This window comes from Lentzea indica (genome assembly GCF_012184385.1).
Lineage (GTDB): Bacteria > Actinomycetota > Actinomycetes > Mycobacteriales > Pseudonocardiaceae > Lentzea > Lentzea indica.
On sequence record NZ_VSRL01000026.1, the window covers coordinates 32,194 to 48,021 of the forward strand.

General features: G+C 68.6%; 18 protein-coding genes. 13 read left to right on the plus strand and 5 right to left on the minus strand.

Features of this window, described 5'->3' with window-relative positions:
- The first annotated feature begins 11 nt into the window (after positions 1–11).
- Entirely contained in the window at positions 12–863 is an 852-nt protein-coding gene (locus FXN61_RS10040) for an SDR family oxidoreductase (protein ID WP_167972519.1), read from the plus strand.
- Here FXN61_RS10040 and FXN61_RS10045 read toward each other — a convergent pair.
- Complete coding sequence (locus FXN61_RS10045; RefSeq protein WP_167972521.1) at positions 853–1,137, minus strand: YciI family protein; 285 nt, start codon at positions 1,135–1,137, stop codon at positions 853–855. The genes FXN61_RS10040 and FXN61_RS10045 overlap by 11 nt on opposite strands.
- A 40-nt stretch (positions 1,138–1,177) precedes the next feature.
- On the opposite strand from FXN61_RS10045, the gene FXN61_RS10050 reads away from it, so the two are divergent.
- The 9 genes from FXN61_RS10050 to FXN61_RS10090 all read left to right on the plus strand — a co-directional run bounded on the left by FXN61_RS10050 (position 1,178) and on the right by FXN61_RS10090 (position 9,341).
- The gene (locus FXN61_RS10050) at positions 1,178–1,741 is read left to right on the plus strand and encodes a SigE family RNA polymerase sigma factor (RefSeq protein ID WP_167972523.1); all 564 of its coding nucleotides are present in this window, start codon (positions 1,178–1,180) and stop codon (positions 1,739–1,741) included.
- Positions 1,742–1,849: 108 nt separating this feature from the next.
- Entirely contained in the window at positions 1,850–2,761 is a 912-nt protein-coding gene (locus tag FXN61_RS10055) for an ROK family protein (protein ID WP_312877620.1), read from the plus strand.
- On the plus strand, positions 2,758–3,909 hold the full coding sequence (gene nagA / locus FXN61_RS10060) for an N-acetylglucosamine-6-phosphate deacetylase (RefSeq protein ID WP_167972525.1): 1,152 nt from the start codon (positions 2,758–2,760) through the stop codon (positions 3,907–3,909). Before FXN61_RS10055 ends, nagA begins: the two co-directional genes overlap by 4 nt.
- A gap of 4 nt (positions 3,910–3,913) precedes the next feature.
- Positions 3,914–4,108 (plus strand): hypothetical protein, encoded by a 195-nt coding sequence (locus FXN61_RS10065; RefSeq protein ID WP_167972527.1) that lies wholly within the window; start codon positions 3,914–3,916, stop codon positions 4,106–4,108.
- Between the two features lie 68 nt (positions 4,109–4,176).
- Complete coding sequence (locus tag FXN61_RS10070) at positions 4,177–4,812, plus strand: DedA family protein (RefSeq protein ID WP_167972569.1); 636 nt, start codon at positions 4,177–4,179, stop codon at positions 4,810–4,812.
- A gap of 72 nt (positions 4,813–4,884) precedes the next feature.
- Positions 4,885–6,171: an FAD-dependent oxidoreductase gene (locus tag FXN61_RS10075; protein ID WP_167972528.1), complete on the plus strand. Its 1,287-nt coding sequence runs from the start codon at positions 4,885–4,887 to the stop codon at positions 6,169–6,171.
- Positions 6,114–6,683, plus strand: a complete 570-nt coding sequence (locus FXN61_RS54195; RefSeq protein ID WP_167972530.1) for a TetR/AcrR family transcriptional regulator — start codon at positions 6,114–6,116, stop codon at positions 6,681–6,683. The genes FXN61_RS10075 and FXN61_RS54195 overlap by 58 nt, the downstream gene beginning before the upstream one ends.
- A 38-nt stretch (positions 6,684–6,721) precedes the next feature.
- Entirely contained in the window at positions 6,722–7,867 is a 1,146-nt protein-coding gene (locus FXN61_RS10085) for a glycoside hydrolase family 18 protein (RefSeq protein ID WP_246291203.1), read from the plus strand.
- 61 nt (positions 7,868–7,928) lie between these two features.
- Complete coding sequence (locus tag FXN61_RS10090; protein ID WP_167972532.1) at positions 7,929–9,341, plus strand: amidohydrolase family protein; 1,413 nt, start codon at positions 7,929–7,931, stop codon at positions 9,339–9,341.
- Here FXN61_RS10090 and FXN61_RS10095 read toward each other — a convergent pair.
- The gene (locus tag FXN61_RS10095) at positions 9,338–10,714 is read right to left on the minus strand and encodes an FAD-binding oxidoreductase (protein WP_167972534.1); all 1,377 of its coding nucleotides are present in this window, start codon (positions 10,712–10,714) and stop codon (positions 9,338–9,340) included. The two genes, FXN61_RS10090 and FXN61_RS10095, sit on opposite strands and share 4 nt — an antisense overlap.
- A gap of 156 nt (positions 10,715–10,870) precedes the next feature.
- On the opposite strand from FXN61_RS10095, the gene FXN61_RS10100 reads away from it, so the two are divergent.
- Positions 10,871–11,539, plus strand: coding sequence for a DedA family protein (locus FXN61_RS10100; protein WP_167972536.1), 669 nt, complete (start codon positions 10,871–10,873; stop codon positions 11,537–11,539).
- On the opposite strand, the gene FXN61_RS10105 is transcribed toward FXN61_RS10100, so the two are convergent.
- Both FXN61_RS10105 and FXN61_RS10110 read right to left on the minus strand, forming a co-directional pair.
- The gene (locus tag FXN61_RS10105; RefSeq protein ID WP_167972538.1) at positions 11,536–12,171 is read right to left on the minus strand and encodes a nucleoside/nucleotide kinase family protein; all 636 of its coding nucleotides are present in this window, start codon (positions 12,169–12,171) and stop codon (positions 11,536–11,538) included. The genes FXN61_RS10100 and FXN61_RS10105 overlap by 4 nt on opposite strands.
- Positions 12,135–13,025 carry a PfkB family carbohydrate kinase gene (locus tag FXN61_RS10110; protein ID WP_312877621.1) on the minus strand — a complete coding sequence of 297 codons (891 nt, stop codon included), beginning with the start codon at positions 13,023–13,025 and terminating at the stop codon, positions 12,135–12,137. Before FXN61_RS10110 ends, FXN61_RS10105 begins: the two co-directional genes overlap by 37 nt.
- Here FXN61_RS10110 and FXN61_RS10115 point away from each other — a divergent pair.
- Both FXN61_RS10115 and FXN61_RS10120 read left to right on the plus strand, forming a co-directional pair.
- Positions 13,015–13,992 carry a LacI family DNA-binding transcriptional regulator gene (locus tag FXN61_RS10115; RefSeq protein ID WP_167972540.1) on the plus strand — a complete coding sequence of 326 codons (978 nt, stop codon included), beginning with the start codon at positions 13,015–13,017 and terminating at the stop codon, positions 13,990–13,992. The genes FXN61_RS10110 and FXN61_RS10115 overlap by 11 nt on opposite strands.
- Entirely contained in the window at positions 13,986–14,717 is a 732-nt protein-coding gene (locus tag FXN61_RS10120) for a sugar phosphate isomerase/epimerase family protein (RefSeq protein WP_167972542.1), read from the plus strand. Before FXN61_RS10115 ends, FXN61_RS10120 begins: the two co-directional genes overlap by 7 nt.
- Here FXN61_RS10120 and FXN61_RS10125 read toward each other — a convergent pair.
- Positions 14,707–15,804: a glycoside hydrolase family 76 protein gene (locus tag FXN61_RS10125; RefSeq protein WP_167972544.1), complete on the minus strand. Its 1,098-nt coding sequence runs from the start codon at positions 15,802–15,804 to the stop codon at positions 14,707–14,709. The genes FXN61_RS10120 and FXN61_RS10125 overlap by 11 nt on opposite strands.
- Between the last annotated feature and the right edge of the window lie 24 nt (positions 15,805–15,828).

The window sequence follows — 15,828 nt, forward strand, 5'->3', positions numbered from 1 at the left end:
ACCGTGACGGCATGGACGTCACGGGCAAGGTGGTACTGATCACCGGCGCGGCCAGGGGCATCGGCGCCGAGGTGGCGAGGCAACTGGCCGCGCGCGGAGCTCGTCTCGCGCTCGTCGGGCTGGAAAAGGCCCAGCTCGAAGAGGTCGCCCAGCAGACAGGCGGCAAGGCGTGGGAAGCCGATGTCACGGACTGGGACGTGCTCGAACGCGTCACGAACGAGGTCGCCGAGCACTTCGGCGGCATCGACGTCGTGGTGGCGAACGCGGGCATCGCGGCCACCGGGTTCGTGCGCTCCATGGACCCGAAGGCGTTCGAACGGGTCATCGAGGTCAACCTGCTCGGCGTGTGGCGCACGGTCCGCACAGCGCTGCCGCACCTGATCAAGAGCCGCGGTTACTGCCTGGTCGTGTCATCGCTGGCCGCGATCGTCCACATCCCCGGCAACGCGGCCTACTCGGCCGCCAAGGCGGGCTGCGAGGCGTTCGCCGACAGCCTGCGTGCCGAGGTCAGGCACCTCGGCGTGGGCGTCGGCACCGCCTACTTCTCGTGGATCTCCACGGACATGGTCAACAGCGCCGACCAGCACCCGGTCTTCGGCAAGCTCCGGCAGGGCATGCCGGGCGTCGCCGGCAAGAAGTACCCCGTCCGCAACGTCGGCAAGGCCGTGGTCAGGGGCATCGAGAAACGTGCGAAGGCGGTCCACGTCCCCGGCTGGGTGGGCGCTTTGAAGTACTTCCGCGCCTTCACGCCGCTGGTCGTGGACCGCCAGGCGGTCGAAGAGGTGGCTGAAGCCGACCGCGAGATGGCCCGCCAGGACACGTCAGGCCTGGTCGGGCCGGGCGGCCAAGCCGCTAGTCGCTGAGCCAGGAGCCGAGCAGCGCGTTCCAGACGCGGATCTCCCACTTCGTGATCACGTTCGCCGGGGTGTACGGGTCCGCGGAGATGATCTCCTTCAACGAGGTCTCGTCCGCGGCCTCGTAGATGATCAACGCGCCGGTGTCGTCCGCGTACGGACCTGCGGCGAGGACCATGCCCTTCTCGGCGAGGGAGGCGATGTACTCGCGGTGTGCGGGGCGCACCGCGAGACGCTTCTCGCGATCGGGACCGAACACCAATTCGACTGCAAAGCGGGCCATGCGACCACCGTAGCGACGGTGACCGGTACCGTCCTACCTTGTGGTTGGCGACGAAACTCCGCGCACCGTGCAGGACACCCTGACCAACCTGCGAATCAAGGACGGCGTCGCAGGACCTCCGACAGGGCCGCTCACGCTCGAAGACCTGTACAAGCAGCACCGCATGCGCCTGGTCAGGCTCGCGCTGCTGCTCGTGGACGAGCCCTCGACGGCCGAGGACGTGGTGCAGGAGGCCTTCGCCGGGCTGCACCGCAACTGGAAGGGCCTGCGCGACGCTCAGGCGGCCGTGGGCTACCTCCGCACGGCCGTGGTCAACGGCTCGCGCAGCGTGCTGCGCCGGCGCAAGACGGCCCGCGACTACACCCCGCCGCACGTGGCGAACGCACGTTCGGCCGAGTCGCTGGCGATGCTGACCGCGGAGCACCAGGCCGTGGTCAAGGCGCTGCAGCAGCTGCCGCCGCGCCAGCGCGAGGTGCTCGTGCTGCGCTACTACGGCGACCTGTCCGAGGCCGAGATCGCCGAGGCGACCGGCATCTCGAAGGGCACCGTGAAGTCGACGGCTTCCAGGGCGCTCGACGCACTTCAGAAGATCATGGCTGGCTGACCGATCTCCGTTTTGCCCGGTGAGAGTGGTTTCAGCTCGTAGGATCACGCCCCCAATCCGGTACTTGGTATAGACCAATAGGGCTCCGATGCCTCAGGATCAGTCCTCGTGGCACGCAGACACGTGGTCGCCGTTGACATCGGTGGCACCGAAACCAAGGCGGCGCTGGTCACCGGCACCTCGGACGCGGTGGCGGCGGAGAAGCACGCACGCAGGGCGACTCCCGGCGAGCTGGAGCCTCTCCTCGGCGTGATCGCCGAGCTCGTCGACGAGCTCAGGCAGGCCTCCGAGCAGGAGATCGACGCCGTCGGGATCGTGGCGCCGGGCATCGTGGACGAGGCCAACGGTGTCGGCGTGTACACGACGAACCTGCCGTGGAACCAGTTCCCGTTCAGCACGGTCCTCACCGAACGGCTGGGCGTCCCCGTCGCGTTCGGACACGACGTGCGCGCCGCCGGCCTGGCCGAATGCCGGATGGGTGCGGCGAAGGACCTGCGCAACGCGGTGATCATGCCCATCGGCACCGGAATCGCCGGCGCGTTGCTGCTCGACGGGAAGATCTTCAGCGGCGACGGCTACGCGGGCGAGATCGGGCACGTGAACGTCGGCCACGGCGTGCCGTGCGCGTGTGGCCAGATCGGCTGCGTGGAGACGGTGGCGTCCTCCGCGGCGATCGCCCGCCGGTACACCGCACGTACCGGTACCCCCGTCAACGGCGCCGCTGACGTCGCCCGAAGGGTTAAGGACGGAGAGCAGGACGCCGTCGCCGTGTGGCACGAGGCCGTGGACGCGCTCGCCAGGGGGATCCTGGTGTTGGCGACGCTTCTCGGCCCGGAGGCCGTTGTGCTCGGCGGCGGGCTCGCGCTGGCAGGAGATCTGCTGGTGGAGCCGTTGCGGGAAAGGCTGGACGGGCTGATCGCCTTCCAGCGCCGACCGGAGCTTCGGCTCGCGGCGCTCGGCGACGAGGCGGGCTTCCTCGGCGCGGCGCTGCTGGCCATCGACATGCTGGAGGCGTCATGAGCACGTGGGGTGGACCTGTCGACGTGACCCTGACCAATGGTCGGGTCGTCACGCCGGACAGGGTGCTCGAGAACGGGTGGGTCAGCGTCAGGGACGGCCGGATCGTCGCGGTCGGGGAGGGCGCCGCACCCGACGGTCCGACCACCGACGTCGGCGGCGGCACGATCGTGCCGGGCTTCGTCGACATCCACTGCCACGGCGGCGGCGGTGACGCGTTCACCAGCAAGGATCCGCAGAAGGTCCGCAAGGCCGCGTCCGCGCACCGCAGGCACGGCACCACGACGTTGCTCGCCTCACTGGTGTCCCGCCCGGTGCCGGAGCTGGCCGACCAGGTGTCCGCACTGGCCGAGCTGGTCCAGGAGGGCGTCGTCGCGGGCATCCACCTCGAAGGCCCGTTCCTCTCGGCTGCCCGTTGTGGCGCGCACGACCCGGCGATCCTGTGCCCGCCGGAGCAGACCGCGGTGACGAAGCTGCTCGACGCGGGCAAGGGCACCGTCCGGATGATCACCATCGCCCCCGAGCTCGAAGGCGCGGTCGCGGCCGTGCGCCAGCTCGTCGACAACAACGTCCTCGCCGCCATCGGCCACACCGACGCGACCGAGGCGCAGGTCCGCCCGGCCGTCGACGCCGGCGCGACCGTGGCGACGCACCTGTTCAACGGCATGCGCCCGTTGCACCACCGCGAGCCCGGCCCGATCGGCGCGCTGCTCGACGACGAACGAGTGACCGTCGAGCTCATCTGCGACCTGGTGCACCTGCACCCGACGGCGGTCCGCCTGGCCGCGCACCACGCCGGTCTCCAGCGCACGGTCCTGATCACCGACGCCATCGCGGCGGCCGGTGTCGGTGACGGCGTGTACGACGTGGGCGGGCTCGAAGTCCGGGTGGTCGACGGCGTTCCGACGCTGGCGGGCGGTGCGGCGCTGGCCGGCAGCACGCTGACGATGGACATGGCGTTCCGCAACGCCGTCAACTCCTGCGGCCTGTCGCTCGTGGAGGCCGCGCACGCCACCTCGACGCGTGGCGCGGAGCTCCTCGGCCTCGACACCGGCAAGCTGCAGCCGGGATGTGCGGCGGACATCGTGGTGCTCGATGCAGAATTGAAGCCGAGGGACGTGATGGTCAGGGGCGAGTGGGTCAAGGAATAGGTGGATGGCGGACGATCCGGAGCGGTTGGTGACCGACGCGTTGCGAGCGCAGGCGACCAGCACGAACGCCGGATTTGCCGTACCCGTCCCGGTTTCCGATGAGCGCCCCGCGCCCATGTCGGTGTGGTGGGTGCTGGGCCTCGCGCTCCTGTTGGGCCTGGCAGCGGGCACGGTGGCCGCAGTGATCACGCTCAGCTGACCTGTACCGTTGTGCCCGTGACGATTGCATTGGGCCCTGACTGGCTGGATCCCGAAAAACTGCTGACGATGCTCGGCCCGTGGATGCTCGTCGGGCTGTGCTTGATCGTCTTCGCCGAGTGCGGGCTGCTCGTCGGGTTCTTCCTGCCGGGCGACTCGCTGCTGTTCACGGCGGGTCTTTTCGTCGCGGCAGGGCACATCTCGACGCCGCTCTGGCTCGTCTGCGCACTGCTGACGGTGTGCGCGTTCATCGGCAACGTCGTCGGCTACTACATCGGCCGCAAGGCCGGTCCGGCACTGTTCAGCAAGCCGGAGTCGAAGATCTTCAAGAAGGAGTACGTCGACAAGACGCAGGAGTTCTTCGACAAGTACGGCCCGCGCGCCATCGTCCTCGCGCGGTTCGTGCCGATCGTCCGCACCTTCATCACGGCCATGGCCGGTGTCGGGCGGATGGATCCGAAGAAGTACTTCACCTACTCCGCGATCGGCGGTGTGGCGTGGGCCGCGGGTCTGACCGTGCTGGGCTACTACCTCGGCCAGATCTCCTTCATCAAGGAGAACCTCGAGATCACGCTGCTCGCCATCGTGTTCCTGTCGGTCGTGCCGATCATCTTCGAGGTGATCAAGGCCCGCAGGGAGAAGAAGGCGCTGCTGCAGTCCGAGGCGGACGACATCACCCAGGTCATGCAAAAGATCGAGGACTGAGGCACTGAGGCCCGTCTCACCGGCGGGCCTTTTTGCTGGCGCAATTTGAATACAGAGCTGTACTGTATTCGTATGGTGACGATCGCGGGGGCGGGTCCGACCGGCATGGCGCTGGCGTGCGGGCTCAGGCAGTTCGGGGTGGACGTGCGGATCGTGGACGCGGCTTCGGGGCCCGCCACGACGTCACGGGCGTTGGGCGTGCAGCCTCGGGGCGTCGAGGTGCTGGCCCGGCTGGGGGCGTTGGGCGACCTGCCGGACAAGGCGATCCGGTTGCGGTCGCTCCGGGTCAACGGTGCGGTGGCACTGGACATGAGCTTCCTGCGCGAGGCGGGTCAGCTGGTCGTGTCGCAGGCGTGGGTGGAGGAACGGCTGCGCGACCGGCTGTCCGCGCTGGGCGTCGAGATCGAGTGGAACACGCCGATCTCGTCGGTTCCGGACTGGGACTGGCTGGTCGGCTGCGACGGTGCGCACTCGGCGGTGCGGAAGATGGCCGGGATCGCGTTCGAGGGCGCGCCGGTGATGGAGAACTTCCTGCTGCGCGACGTGCACGCGGCGTGGGACCTCGATCGCGAGTCGATCCACATCTTCGCCGACGGGCCGTCGATGACGACCCTCTTCCCGTTGCCCGGCGGCATCTGGCGGGTGATGTCACCGGACGGCGGACGCTGGACGCCGGGGCCGATCGAGTCGGTGGAGTGGGAGTCGACGTTCCGGATCCACCGCAGGCAGGCCGCGACCTATCGACGGGGCACCGTGTTCCTGGCAGGCGATGCCGCGCACATCCACAGCCCGGTGGGCGGGCAGGGCATGAACACCGGGCTCGGCGACGCGGAGAACCTCGCGTGGAAGCTCGCGCTGGTGGTGCAGGGCAGGGCTTCCTCGGCGTTGCTCGACACCTACGAGTCCGAGCGCAGGCCGATCGGCGCACGGGTGCTCGCGGCGACAACACCGGCGACACAGCTGGTGCTGGGACCGGGACTGGTGACGCGGACGGTCCGGGACCGGGTGCTGTGGCCACTGCTGAACGCGGGTTTCGTCCAGCAGCGACTCGTCCGGTACACCTCACAGCTGGACGTCAAGTACTCCGGGCCGCTGGCGGTCGGGCGGCGGGGCGGACAGCGCGTGCCGGCGTTCGCTCGGACGGGGCAGTGGGTGCTCGCGGGGCCGGCGACGTGCCTGGAGGTGGCACGAGAGCGGCTCGGGGAGGTCGTGCACCATGAACGCGCCGGCGACACGCTGCTGGTGCGTCCGGACGGACACCTGGCGTGGCGCGGCCCGTCGAACCCCGAAAGGCTTGCCGCGTGGCTGAACGAAGTGCTGGGCGTCCCCGCGACCCCGAGGCGGACAACGCGATCCTGACCGCGGCCTTCGAGCTGTTCCTGGAACGCGGCCTCGACGGCACGTCGATCGAGCAGGTGGCCAAACGCGCGGGCGTGACCCGTGCGACGGTCTACCGCCGTTTCGCCACGAAGGAAGACCTGCTGTTCAGCGTGATCGAGCTGCCGCGCACCGTCGCGGCGCTCGATCCGGAACGGATGGCCGCCGCACCGCCGGAGGAGACGCTGAAGGGCTGGGCGGCACTGATGTCGACCCCGCAGTCCGTTCTGCTGCTGCGCCGGATCGTGGGAGCCTCCGCGGACAACTTCGAGTTGATGCGGCGGTACTGGGAGCTGTTCATCGCGCCACGCCGGGCCGTGCTGTACGACGTGATCCGTCCCGGTTTCCCGCCCGGCACCGACCTCTCGCTCGTGGTGGACATGGTCGGAGGTGCGCTTTTCTACCGCGCGCTCACCCGTCCTGAGCGGAACACGCCCGAAGAACTGGAAACTTACTTGTACAAAGTGTTGCACCAGGTCGGATACCGCCCGTAGGTTGCTTTGGTCTAAACCACCAGCGGTGGAGGCCACTGATGTCGTTGTTCCGCAAGGGATTGGCGGTCGCACTGGCCGCACTTTCCGTCTCACTTGGTGTCGTCGCGGCCGACGCGGCGCCACGCAAGATCGTCGGCGCCTACTACGGCAACTGGTACAGCGGCTCCAAGCCGATCTCGTCGATCCCCACGAACACGCCGATCACGCACCTGTTCTACGCGTTCGCGTTGATCGAGAACGGCAAGTGCGTGATGCCCGCGGCGACCGCGGCCAAGGACTTCGCCGACATCCGTGACCTGAAGAAGCGCAAGCCGTCTCTGAAGGCGCTGATCTCGCTGGGCGGTTGGGGCGCGGGCGGTTTCTCCGACGCGGCGCTGACCGCCGAGTCGCGCAAGACCCTCGTTCGGTCCTGTGTGGACCTGTTCTTCACGGACGGCACGTTCGACGGCATCGACCTCGACTGGGAGTTCCCGGTCTACGGCGGGCCGGTCGAGATCAAGGACCGTCCCGAGGACAAGCGCAACATGACGTTGCTGACCCGCGACTTCCGCAAGGCGCTCGGGTCTCGCAAGCTCGTCACCGCGGCGCTGCCCACCGGCCGCCTGCAGACCGACGGCCCGTACGACCCGGCGAAGTCGTTCGAGCTCCGCGAGCTGTCGAAGATCATGGACTTCATCAACGTCATGACCTACGACATGGGCACCGGTTTCTCGCCCGTGGCCACGTTCAACGCCGGTTTCCGGGAGGTCGCCAACGACCCGATGCCCGCCGCCGACCGCAAGTGGAACAACGTCGTCGGCGCCATCGACTACTACCAGCGGCACGGCGTCTCGCCTCGCAAGATGGTGCTGGGCACGCCGTTCTACGGCCGCGGCTTCAACGTGAAGACCGAGGGCCCGCAGCACGGCCTCTACCAGGCCTACGACAGCGCGTTCTGGGTCGACGGCTACGAGGAGGCCTTGCGGTTGAAGGCTTCTCCTGGCTGGAAGGAGTACTGGCACCCGGTCGCGCAGTCGCCGTGGCTCTACAACGCGGCCGAGAAGAAGTTCGTGTCGTACGAGAACCCGCGGTCGATCGGGATCCGTGCGGACTTCGCCAGGTCGCGTGGGTTGCTCGGCACGTTCATGTGGGAGCTGGGGCACGACGACGCCCAGTACTCGCTGCTGAAGGCGATGTCGCGTTAAGAGGTTGAGTCTGACGTAGCGTCAAGGTGTTGGTTGATCGGCATGACTGACACCACTCGACGTGAAGTGCTGGGATGGCTGGCCGGGCTCGGTGCGGCAGCGGGCATGGGCCTGCTCGCACCGGGCAGGGCCGGCGCCTCCATCGGCGTCACCGCGCTGCGAGGCGTCACGCTCGTCGACTCGGTCCGGCACCCGTTCCAACGCCACGATCGTGCTGGCGGACAACAAGATTCTCGCGGTCGGCGGCTGCGACCTGCCGTTGCCGCGCGGGTCGACGGTGCTGGACCTGGCCGGCAAGTTCGTCATCCCCGGGCTGTGGGACATGCACGTGCACGGCGCGTACCTGGACCGGATCACGTTGCCGTTGTGCCTGGTCAACGGTGTGACCGGCATTCGAGAGATGTGGGGCTTCCCGCCGATCTACGAGCTGCGCGACCGGATCGCGCGCGGCGAGGTGTTCGGGCCCCGGCTGGTCGTCGGCAGCACGATCATCGACGGGCCGAACTCGACACTTCCCGGTGCTTTGATCGTCAGCACGCCCGACGAGGGACGGCAGGCCGTGCGAGACGCGAAGGGCGCCGACTTCGTGAAGGTCTACTCGTACCTGGACCGGGCAACGCTCGCGGCGATCGCGGACGAGTGTTCGAGGCAGGACATCACGTTCGCCGGGCACTGCTCGAACCACGTGTCGCTGGGCGACGCGAGCGATCTGGGGCAGCGCACGTTCGAGCACATGTACGGGCTGCCGCTCGCGACGAGCTTCAAAGAAGCCGAACTGCGCCAAGCGATCGCGGACCTGCCGCTGGACCCGGCGAACTCGTTCGCGTGGTTCAAGCGGGTGCTGGAGTTCGAACGCCAGGCCGCGCTCACCCACAGCCGCACGAAGGCCATCACCCTGGCGAAACGGCTGCGGCGCAACAACTCCGCGTTGTGCCCGACCATGGTCGCGATGCGGGTGTACGCGAGCCCCGCGGACCGGTTCGCGAACGATCCGCGGATGAAGTACATGCCCGCGTTCTACCGGGACTTCTGGCGCGACAGCCTCAAGAACTGGGCGCCCGTCACGCCGGAAGAGATCCGGCAGCAGGCCGAGTTCCTGAAGCGCCGCATGGAACAGGTCGCCGAGATGCACGACCACGGTGTGGAGGTGCTGCTCGGCACGGATGCGGGCAACCCGTACGTGTTCTCAGGTTTCTCGGTGCACGACGAACTGGAGCTGCTGGTCGAGGCAGGTCTGTCACCCAAGGCTGCGCTGAAGGCAGGGACCCGTGGAACCAGGCTCGCGGCGGGAACCGAGGCGAACCTCGTGGTGCTGGACGGCAACCCGCTGGCCGACATCCGCAACACGCAACGGATCCACGCCGTCCTCACGAAGGGCAGGGTCCTCGGGCCTGCCGAGCGGCGGCAGATGCTGGCGGACGTGGAGAAGGCCGCTCAGGAGCCGTTCCCCACGGCCGTGCGGACCTGCTGCTAGAGGCTGAACATCGAGCCGGGGTTGAACAGGTTCTCCGGGTCCAGCGCGCGTTTGATGTCGCGGTGGACCCGGAGGCCGACCGGTCCGATCTCCTTCGCCAGCCACTCGCGCTTGATCTTGCCGATGCCGTGCTCTCCGGTGACCGTTCCGCCCAGCGACAGGCCGACGGCGAGGATGTCGTCGAACGCCTTCTGGGCGCGCGCGAACTGGTCGGCGTTGGTGGGGTCGTAGACGATCGTCGGGTGCATGTTGCCGTCGCCGGCGTGGCCGACCACAGCGATCTTGAGGTCGACGTCCTTGGAGATGTCCTCGCAGCCCTGGATGAGCTCGGCGATGCGGGTGCGCGGCACGCACACGTCGTCGGTCAGCCAGGAGCCGTAGACCTCCAGCGCGGTCAGCACGGCCCGGCGCGCGGTCAGCAGGTCTCGGCCTTCGTTGATGTCGTGGGTCGCGTAGACGAGGTCGGCTTCGCCGCAGATGGCCTCGATCTGCTGCAGTTCGTGACGGGCCTGCTCACCGCCCGCGTCGGACTGGCAGATCAGCAACGCCGCGCAGCCAGGTCCTGCGCCCAACTCGGTCTTCAGGTACTGCTCGACGGCCTCGATCGAGGTGCGGTCCATGATCTCCATCAGCGACGGCACCAGGCCCTCGCGGACGATCCGGCTGACCGCGGCACCCGCGGTGGCGGTGCTGCTGAACGCGGCGACCAGCGTCGCGGGGGCCTGCGGGAGGGGCTTCAACGCCAGCGTGGCCTTGGTGATCACGCCGAGCGTGCCCTCCGAGCCGATGAAGAGCTTCGTCAGGTCGTAGCCCGCGACGCCCTTGACCGTGCGACGGCCGGTTCGCAGCACCTCGCCGTCGGCCAGGACCACCTCGAGGCCCAGGACGGAGTCGGTGGTCACGCCGTACTTCACGCAGCACAGACCGCCCGCGTTGGTGGAGAGGTTGCCGCCGATCGTGCACCAGTCGTAGCTGCTCGGGTCCGGCGGGTAGAACAGGCCGTTCTTCTCGACGGCGTCGCGCAGGTCGAGGTTGATCACGCCCGGTTCGACGACGGCGAGGCGGTTGTCGGCGTCGATCTCGACGATCGCGTTCATCTTGGTCGTGACCAGCACGACGCAGCCGTCGATGGCGTTCGCGGCGCCGGAGAGGCCGCTGCCCGCGCCGCGCGGGACGATGGGGACCTGGTGGCGCGCGCAAGCCCGCACCACCGCCTGGACCTGCTCGGTGTCCAGCGGGAACACCACCGCGAGCGGGCTGCCGTGCGGTGCCAGGGGCATCATGTCGCGCTGGTAGCTCGCGGTGACATCGGCATCGGTCAGCACACCGGCGTCACCCAGCGCGGTACGGAGTTCGGCGAGCAGGGTCTCCATACGACCCACGCTAGTCCGACTCGGCTGGTTCACTCGAGAGTGACCTCGACCGAAGGGAGTTCACGTGGTGACTGAGTGTGCTCAACGCAGATTTCGTCAACCCGTTAGACCGATGTCGCCGTGCCGACGGCGCGGCACAACGTAGGCTGGTTCACCGTGGCGCATGCTTTCGCCTCGCTGGAGACCGCTGGTCCGGTGGCCGTGTGGCTCATCGTGCTGAGCTTCATCTTCTTCGAGTGCGCTTTCATCTTCGGGTTGTTCCTGCCCGGTGACTCGCTGCTGTTCGCCGCCGGCGTGGTGCTGGCGCAGCACAACAGCGAGCTGTCGGCGTGGGCTCTGTCGGGTGTGGCACTGATCGTTGCCGTCGTCGGCAACCAGATCGGGTACTACATCGGCAGGCACACCGGCACGCGCGTGCTCGCGCGCAAGGGCGGCAAGGTGCTGAACCGGCAGAACCTGAAACGAGCGGGCGACTTCCTCGACCGCCGCGGGTTCTGGGCCGTCGTGCTGGCCCGCTGGATCCCGTGGATCCGCACGCTGGCGCCGATGATCGCCGGCGCCGCGCGGATGGACATCCGCCGCTTCACGCTGGCCACGACCATCGGGGCCATCGCGTGGGTGCCGACGCTGGTGCTGGCCGGCTACTACGGCGCCGGCATCCTGCAGGAGCTGCCGTGGCTGGAGACGGCCGCGTTGATCGTGAGCGTCGCGTTCTTCGTCGGCGGCACCGGATGGGGCATCTGGCGCTACCGGCAGGAGATGCGCAAGCCCGTCGACGAGAGCAGCGACGACCTCGAGCACCTCAGCGAGCACCACGCCCGCTAGAGGACCTCGGTGATCAGCAGGTCCGCCGACCCCTTGGACGAGTTGACCATCAACGCGTTGACGTGGTCCGTGCCGTGCAGCACCCGTTCCTCCGCCTCCGACAAGGTGCGCCCGTACCGCAGGTGGCGGTCGATCAGGCGCTGCACGCGCACGTCCTCGTCGATGAACAGGAACCACGCCTCGTCCAGGATGATCCGGACGCGCTTCCACTTGTCGTAGTTGAGAAGCAGGTAGTTGCCCTCGGTGACGACGAGCGGGACGTCCGGGTGCACGGGCACCGCGCAGGCGATCGGTTCCTCGATGTCGCGGCGGAACTCCGGCGCGTAGATCATGTCCGGCCCGCACGCCTTGATCCGGCCGAGCAGGTCGACGTAGCCGGGGATGTCGAACGTGTCCGGCGCGCCCTTGCGCTCGACGAGCCGCAGCCGTTCCAGCTCGCTCTGCGCGAGGTGGAAGCCGTCCATCTCGACGAGCACCGCCTGGCCGTCGAGGGCCTCGACGAGCCGCCGCGCGAGTGTCGACTTGCCGGAACCCGGTGCACCGCCGATGCCGAGAATCTTGCGCTCGCCCTGATCGGTGAGCACACGAGCCCGCTCTAGCAGCTCTTCGAACCTGACCTGCTGTCCTGCCACCGTGCCAGCCTCTCAACCCAGTTCCCTACCGCGCCGACGCGAACGGCTGCCGCCTCCGACGCGAAGCCGATGGCCGCCACCGGGTCCGCACCTGACGCCAGCGCGTAGGCGTACGCGCCGTGCCAGACGTCACCGGCACCGTTCGTGTCCTTCACCTCCACCGCGGGCACGGGCACCTCTCCGGTCGAGCCGTTCCGCGACCAGGTCACCGGTGCCGCACCCTGCGTGCGAATCACCAGAGGCACTCCGTACGAGTGCACCTCGGCCTCGGACAGCTCGAACCCCGAAGCGCAGGCGGCCACGTCCACCAGCGGCAACAGGTGATCGAGGACAGGTTTCCAGCTCCCGGCGTCCAGCACCACAGGCAATCCCAACGCTTTCGCCTGCCGGGCGACGGGGATCACCAGCCCTTCATGGTGTCCGTCCAAGAGCACCACGTCCGCGGCGGCGAGCAGACCGGACAGATCGGGCGCGGTGACGGGCACCGAGGCGTTGCGGGAGACGACGGTGCGCTCCCCATCAGCATCTCTGACGACGACCATGCTCACGGGCGTCGTTCCCGGCACGGCGGTGACTTGGACCGGGTTCAAGGAGGCCCTGACAAATTCACCCAATGCGTCGGCACCCAACGCGGTGAGCAGTGACGACCTCCCGCCCAGTGCCGCGACGGCGCGGGCGGCACTGGCCGCGGGGCCGCCGGGCGACAGCACCGCGTCGAGCGAGCGGACCTTCTGGCCGGGAACCGGGAAGTCGTCCACTCGTTGAGTCACGTCGAGAGTTGTGAGCCCGACACACAGCACGGCTGCCATCTGGGCTTCCTCCAAACGGGTAAGGTCCCGAGCCATGGTCACCATGCGGGATGTCGCGGCTCTCGCGGGGGTCTCCATCACCACGGTGTCACACGTGATCAACGAGACCAGGCCGGTCGCCGAGGACACGCGCGAGCGCGTGCAGAAGGCGATCGACGAAACCGGGTACACGGGTGACGCCATCGCGCGATCGCTGGTCATGGGTGGCACGAAATCGCTGGGCCTCGCGGTGTCGCTGGTGTCCCACCCGTACTTCGCCGAGCTGATCGCCGCCATCGAGTCCGAAGCGACCAGATGCGGCTACTCGCTCGTGCTGATCGACACGAGGGACACCCCCGAATCGGAGCGGACCGCGGTCAGAATGCTGCGTTCACGACGGGTCGACGGGCTGCTGCTGACGCCGTCCGCCGGCACCGGGGGAAGCCTCGTGCTGCCGGAGCTCAAGAAGCTCGGCATCCCGACGGTGCTGGTGGACCGCCTGACCGTGGCCAAGGACATCGACCAGGTCGGTCCGGAGAACGTCCAGGCCACGTCAGGTCTGGTGAAGCACCTCGCAGAACTGGGGCACCGGCGGATCGGCATCGTCTGCGGCAAGGCGGGCGTGGCGACCACGGAGGAACGCATCCTCGGCTACCGGCTCGGCCTCGGCCGAGCGGGCCTGAAGTGGGACGAGGCGCTGGTGTCGCAGAGCGGCTGGCTCGCGCCGCTGCTCGACCAGGACGACCCGGCGACCGCGGTCGTGGCGGCTGATCACCTCGTCACCGTCGGCATGCTGCACGAGGCACGTGCCCGCGGCCTGAAGCTCGGCACCGACCTGGCCGTCGTCGCCTACGACGAGGTCGAGTGGGCGACGTTGATCGAACCGCCGCTCACGACGCTGGCCCAGCCCGTCGAGGAGATCGGCAGGACCGCGGTGAAGCTGCTGCTCTCGCGAATCGCCGACCCGACGAGGCCGCCGGAGACCATCCGGCTCTCGCCCTCGCTGAGGCACAGGCAGTCCTGCGGATGCTGATCCCCGGCCTCGTCTCGGTGACGTTCCGCCAGTTGTCGGTCGAGGAGATCGGTGAGCTGGCGACGGAGTGCGGGCTGCAGGCCGTGGAGTGGGGCGGCGACGTGCACGTGCCGCCCGGCGACTTCGCGGCGGCACGGCGGGCGCTCGACACGGGGCTGAAGGTGGCGGCATACGGGTCGTACTACCGCGCGGGCGTTTCCGACCGCGGTGAGCTGGCGGCGATCCTCGAGACGGCGGCCGAGCTGGACGCACCGTTCGTGCGGGTCTGGGCCGGAACGTCCGGGTCTGCCGAGTGCCCTGACCGCGGGCCGGTGATCGAGGCCTTGCAGCACGCCGTCGAGCACGCCGACGCGATGGGCACGCGAATCGCGTTGGAGTACCACCGGAACACCCTGACGGACACGCTGGACTCGACGGTTCAGCTGCTCGACGAGGTCGACGGTGTGGTGCCGTACTGGCAGCCGCACGGAGGCCAGGACGTGTTCTCCGCCGTGCACGAGGTGCGCACGCTGGAACCGGTGACGGCGCACGTCTTCTCGTGGGGTCCCGGTGGTTTCCAGGACCGGTTGCCGCTCAGCGCGCGCCGTGACATGTGGAAGCCGGTGCTGGGTGAGCTGGCGCGTGACGGCATCGACCGCAACGCCTTGCTGGAGTTCGTGATCGACGACTCGCCCGAGCAGTTCCGCGAGGACGCCAAGACGCTGCTGAGTTACCTCAAGACATAGCGACGTTCACACCGTGACGTTCGAGCAAAGCCGCCGCCTCCAGGCACATCCAGCCGCCGAGCTGGACGGACAGGTCGCGACCCTCGCGCTCGTCCGCCGCGACCGTCCACTCAGGACCGAACAGCGGGCCGCTCACCGCCATCACGCGGTTGAGCCACGCCGCTTCCGCTGACTGGATCACGAGCTCCCTGGCCAGATCCGCTGTCTCGTGCCGGTCAGGATCGAGCTCGGGGATCGTCAGCACGGCCTGGGCGAGATAGCGCGTGAGAATGCCTGCGAACAGGCCGCCGTCACCACCGCCCTGTCCCCTGATCACGCCGTTGGTGGCCAGGTCGTCGTGCACCGCGGTGATCGTGCGGGCCGCCTTGTCGAGCCACTTGTTCTGCTGGCCGTGCTTGGCCAGCTCGACACACGCACCGATCAGAACTCCTTGGCAGTACGTGTAGATGTTCTTCTCGTACTCCCGGATCTCGCCGTTGGGGTGGACGTGCAGGCCGTCCCACGCGAGGCCGCTTCCCTGGTCGATCAGGTTGTTCTCGACCCAGTCCACGGTGGACCGTGCGCGGGCGAGGTCGGTGCGTTCGTTCTGACGGGCCAGGAAGATCGCGGCAGGGCCGTTGGCCGGCACGTTCTTGAAGTCGTCCTTGCGCTTCCACCAGATGCCACCGCCGGCGTGGTCGGTCCAGCCGTCCCGCAGCTGTTCGGCGATGGTGGTGAGCGCCTTGGGTTTCGCAACGCCGACCTCGTTCTGGGCGCGCTGCAGAGCAAGACCGAGCCACGCGATGTCGTCGTAGAAGTCGTTGGTCCAGCCGAGGACGTTGCGCACCCGGATGCCCCGCACGACCTTGGTGATCGCCGTCTTGCGCAGCTCGTTGGGCGAGCGCAGGTAACCGTCGATCATGCAGTCGAGCAGGTGCGCCTGCCACCAGTAGTTGAAGCTGGTGTGCAGCTTGTCCCGGAAGAGCGGGGGCCACACCCGCGCCCCGAGCAGCGTGCCCGGCACACCCCAGACCCGCCGCAGGTGCCTGGAGTACACCGCGCGCTCCGCGACGCCCGCGCGCGCCGCCAGCAGTTTCGCGATCACCACTGGCTCATGGTGAGTGCTTGACCG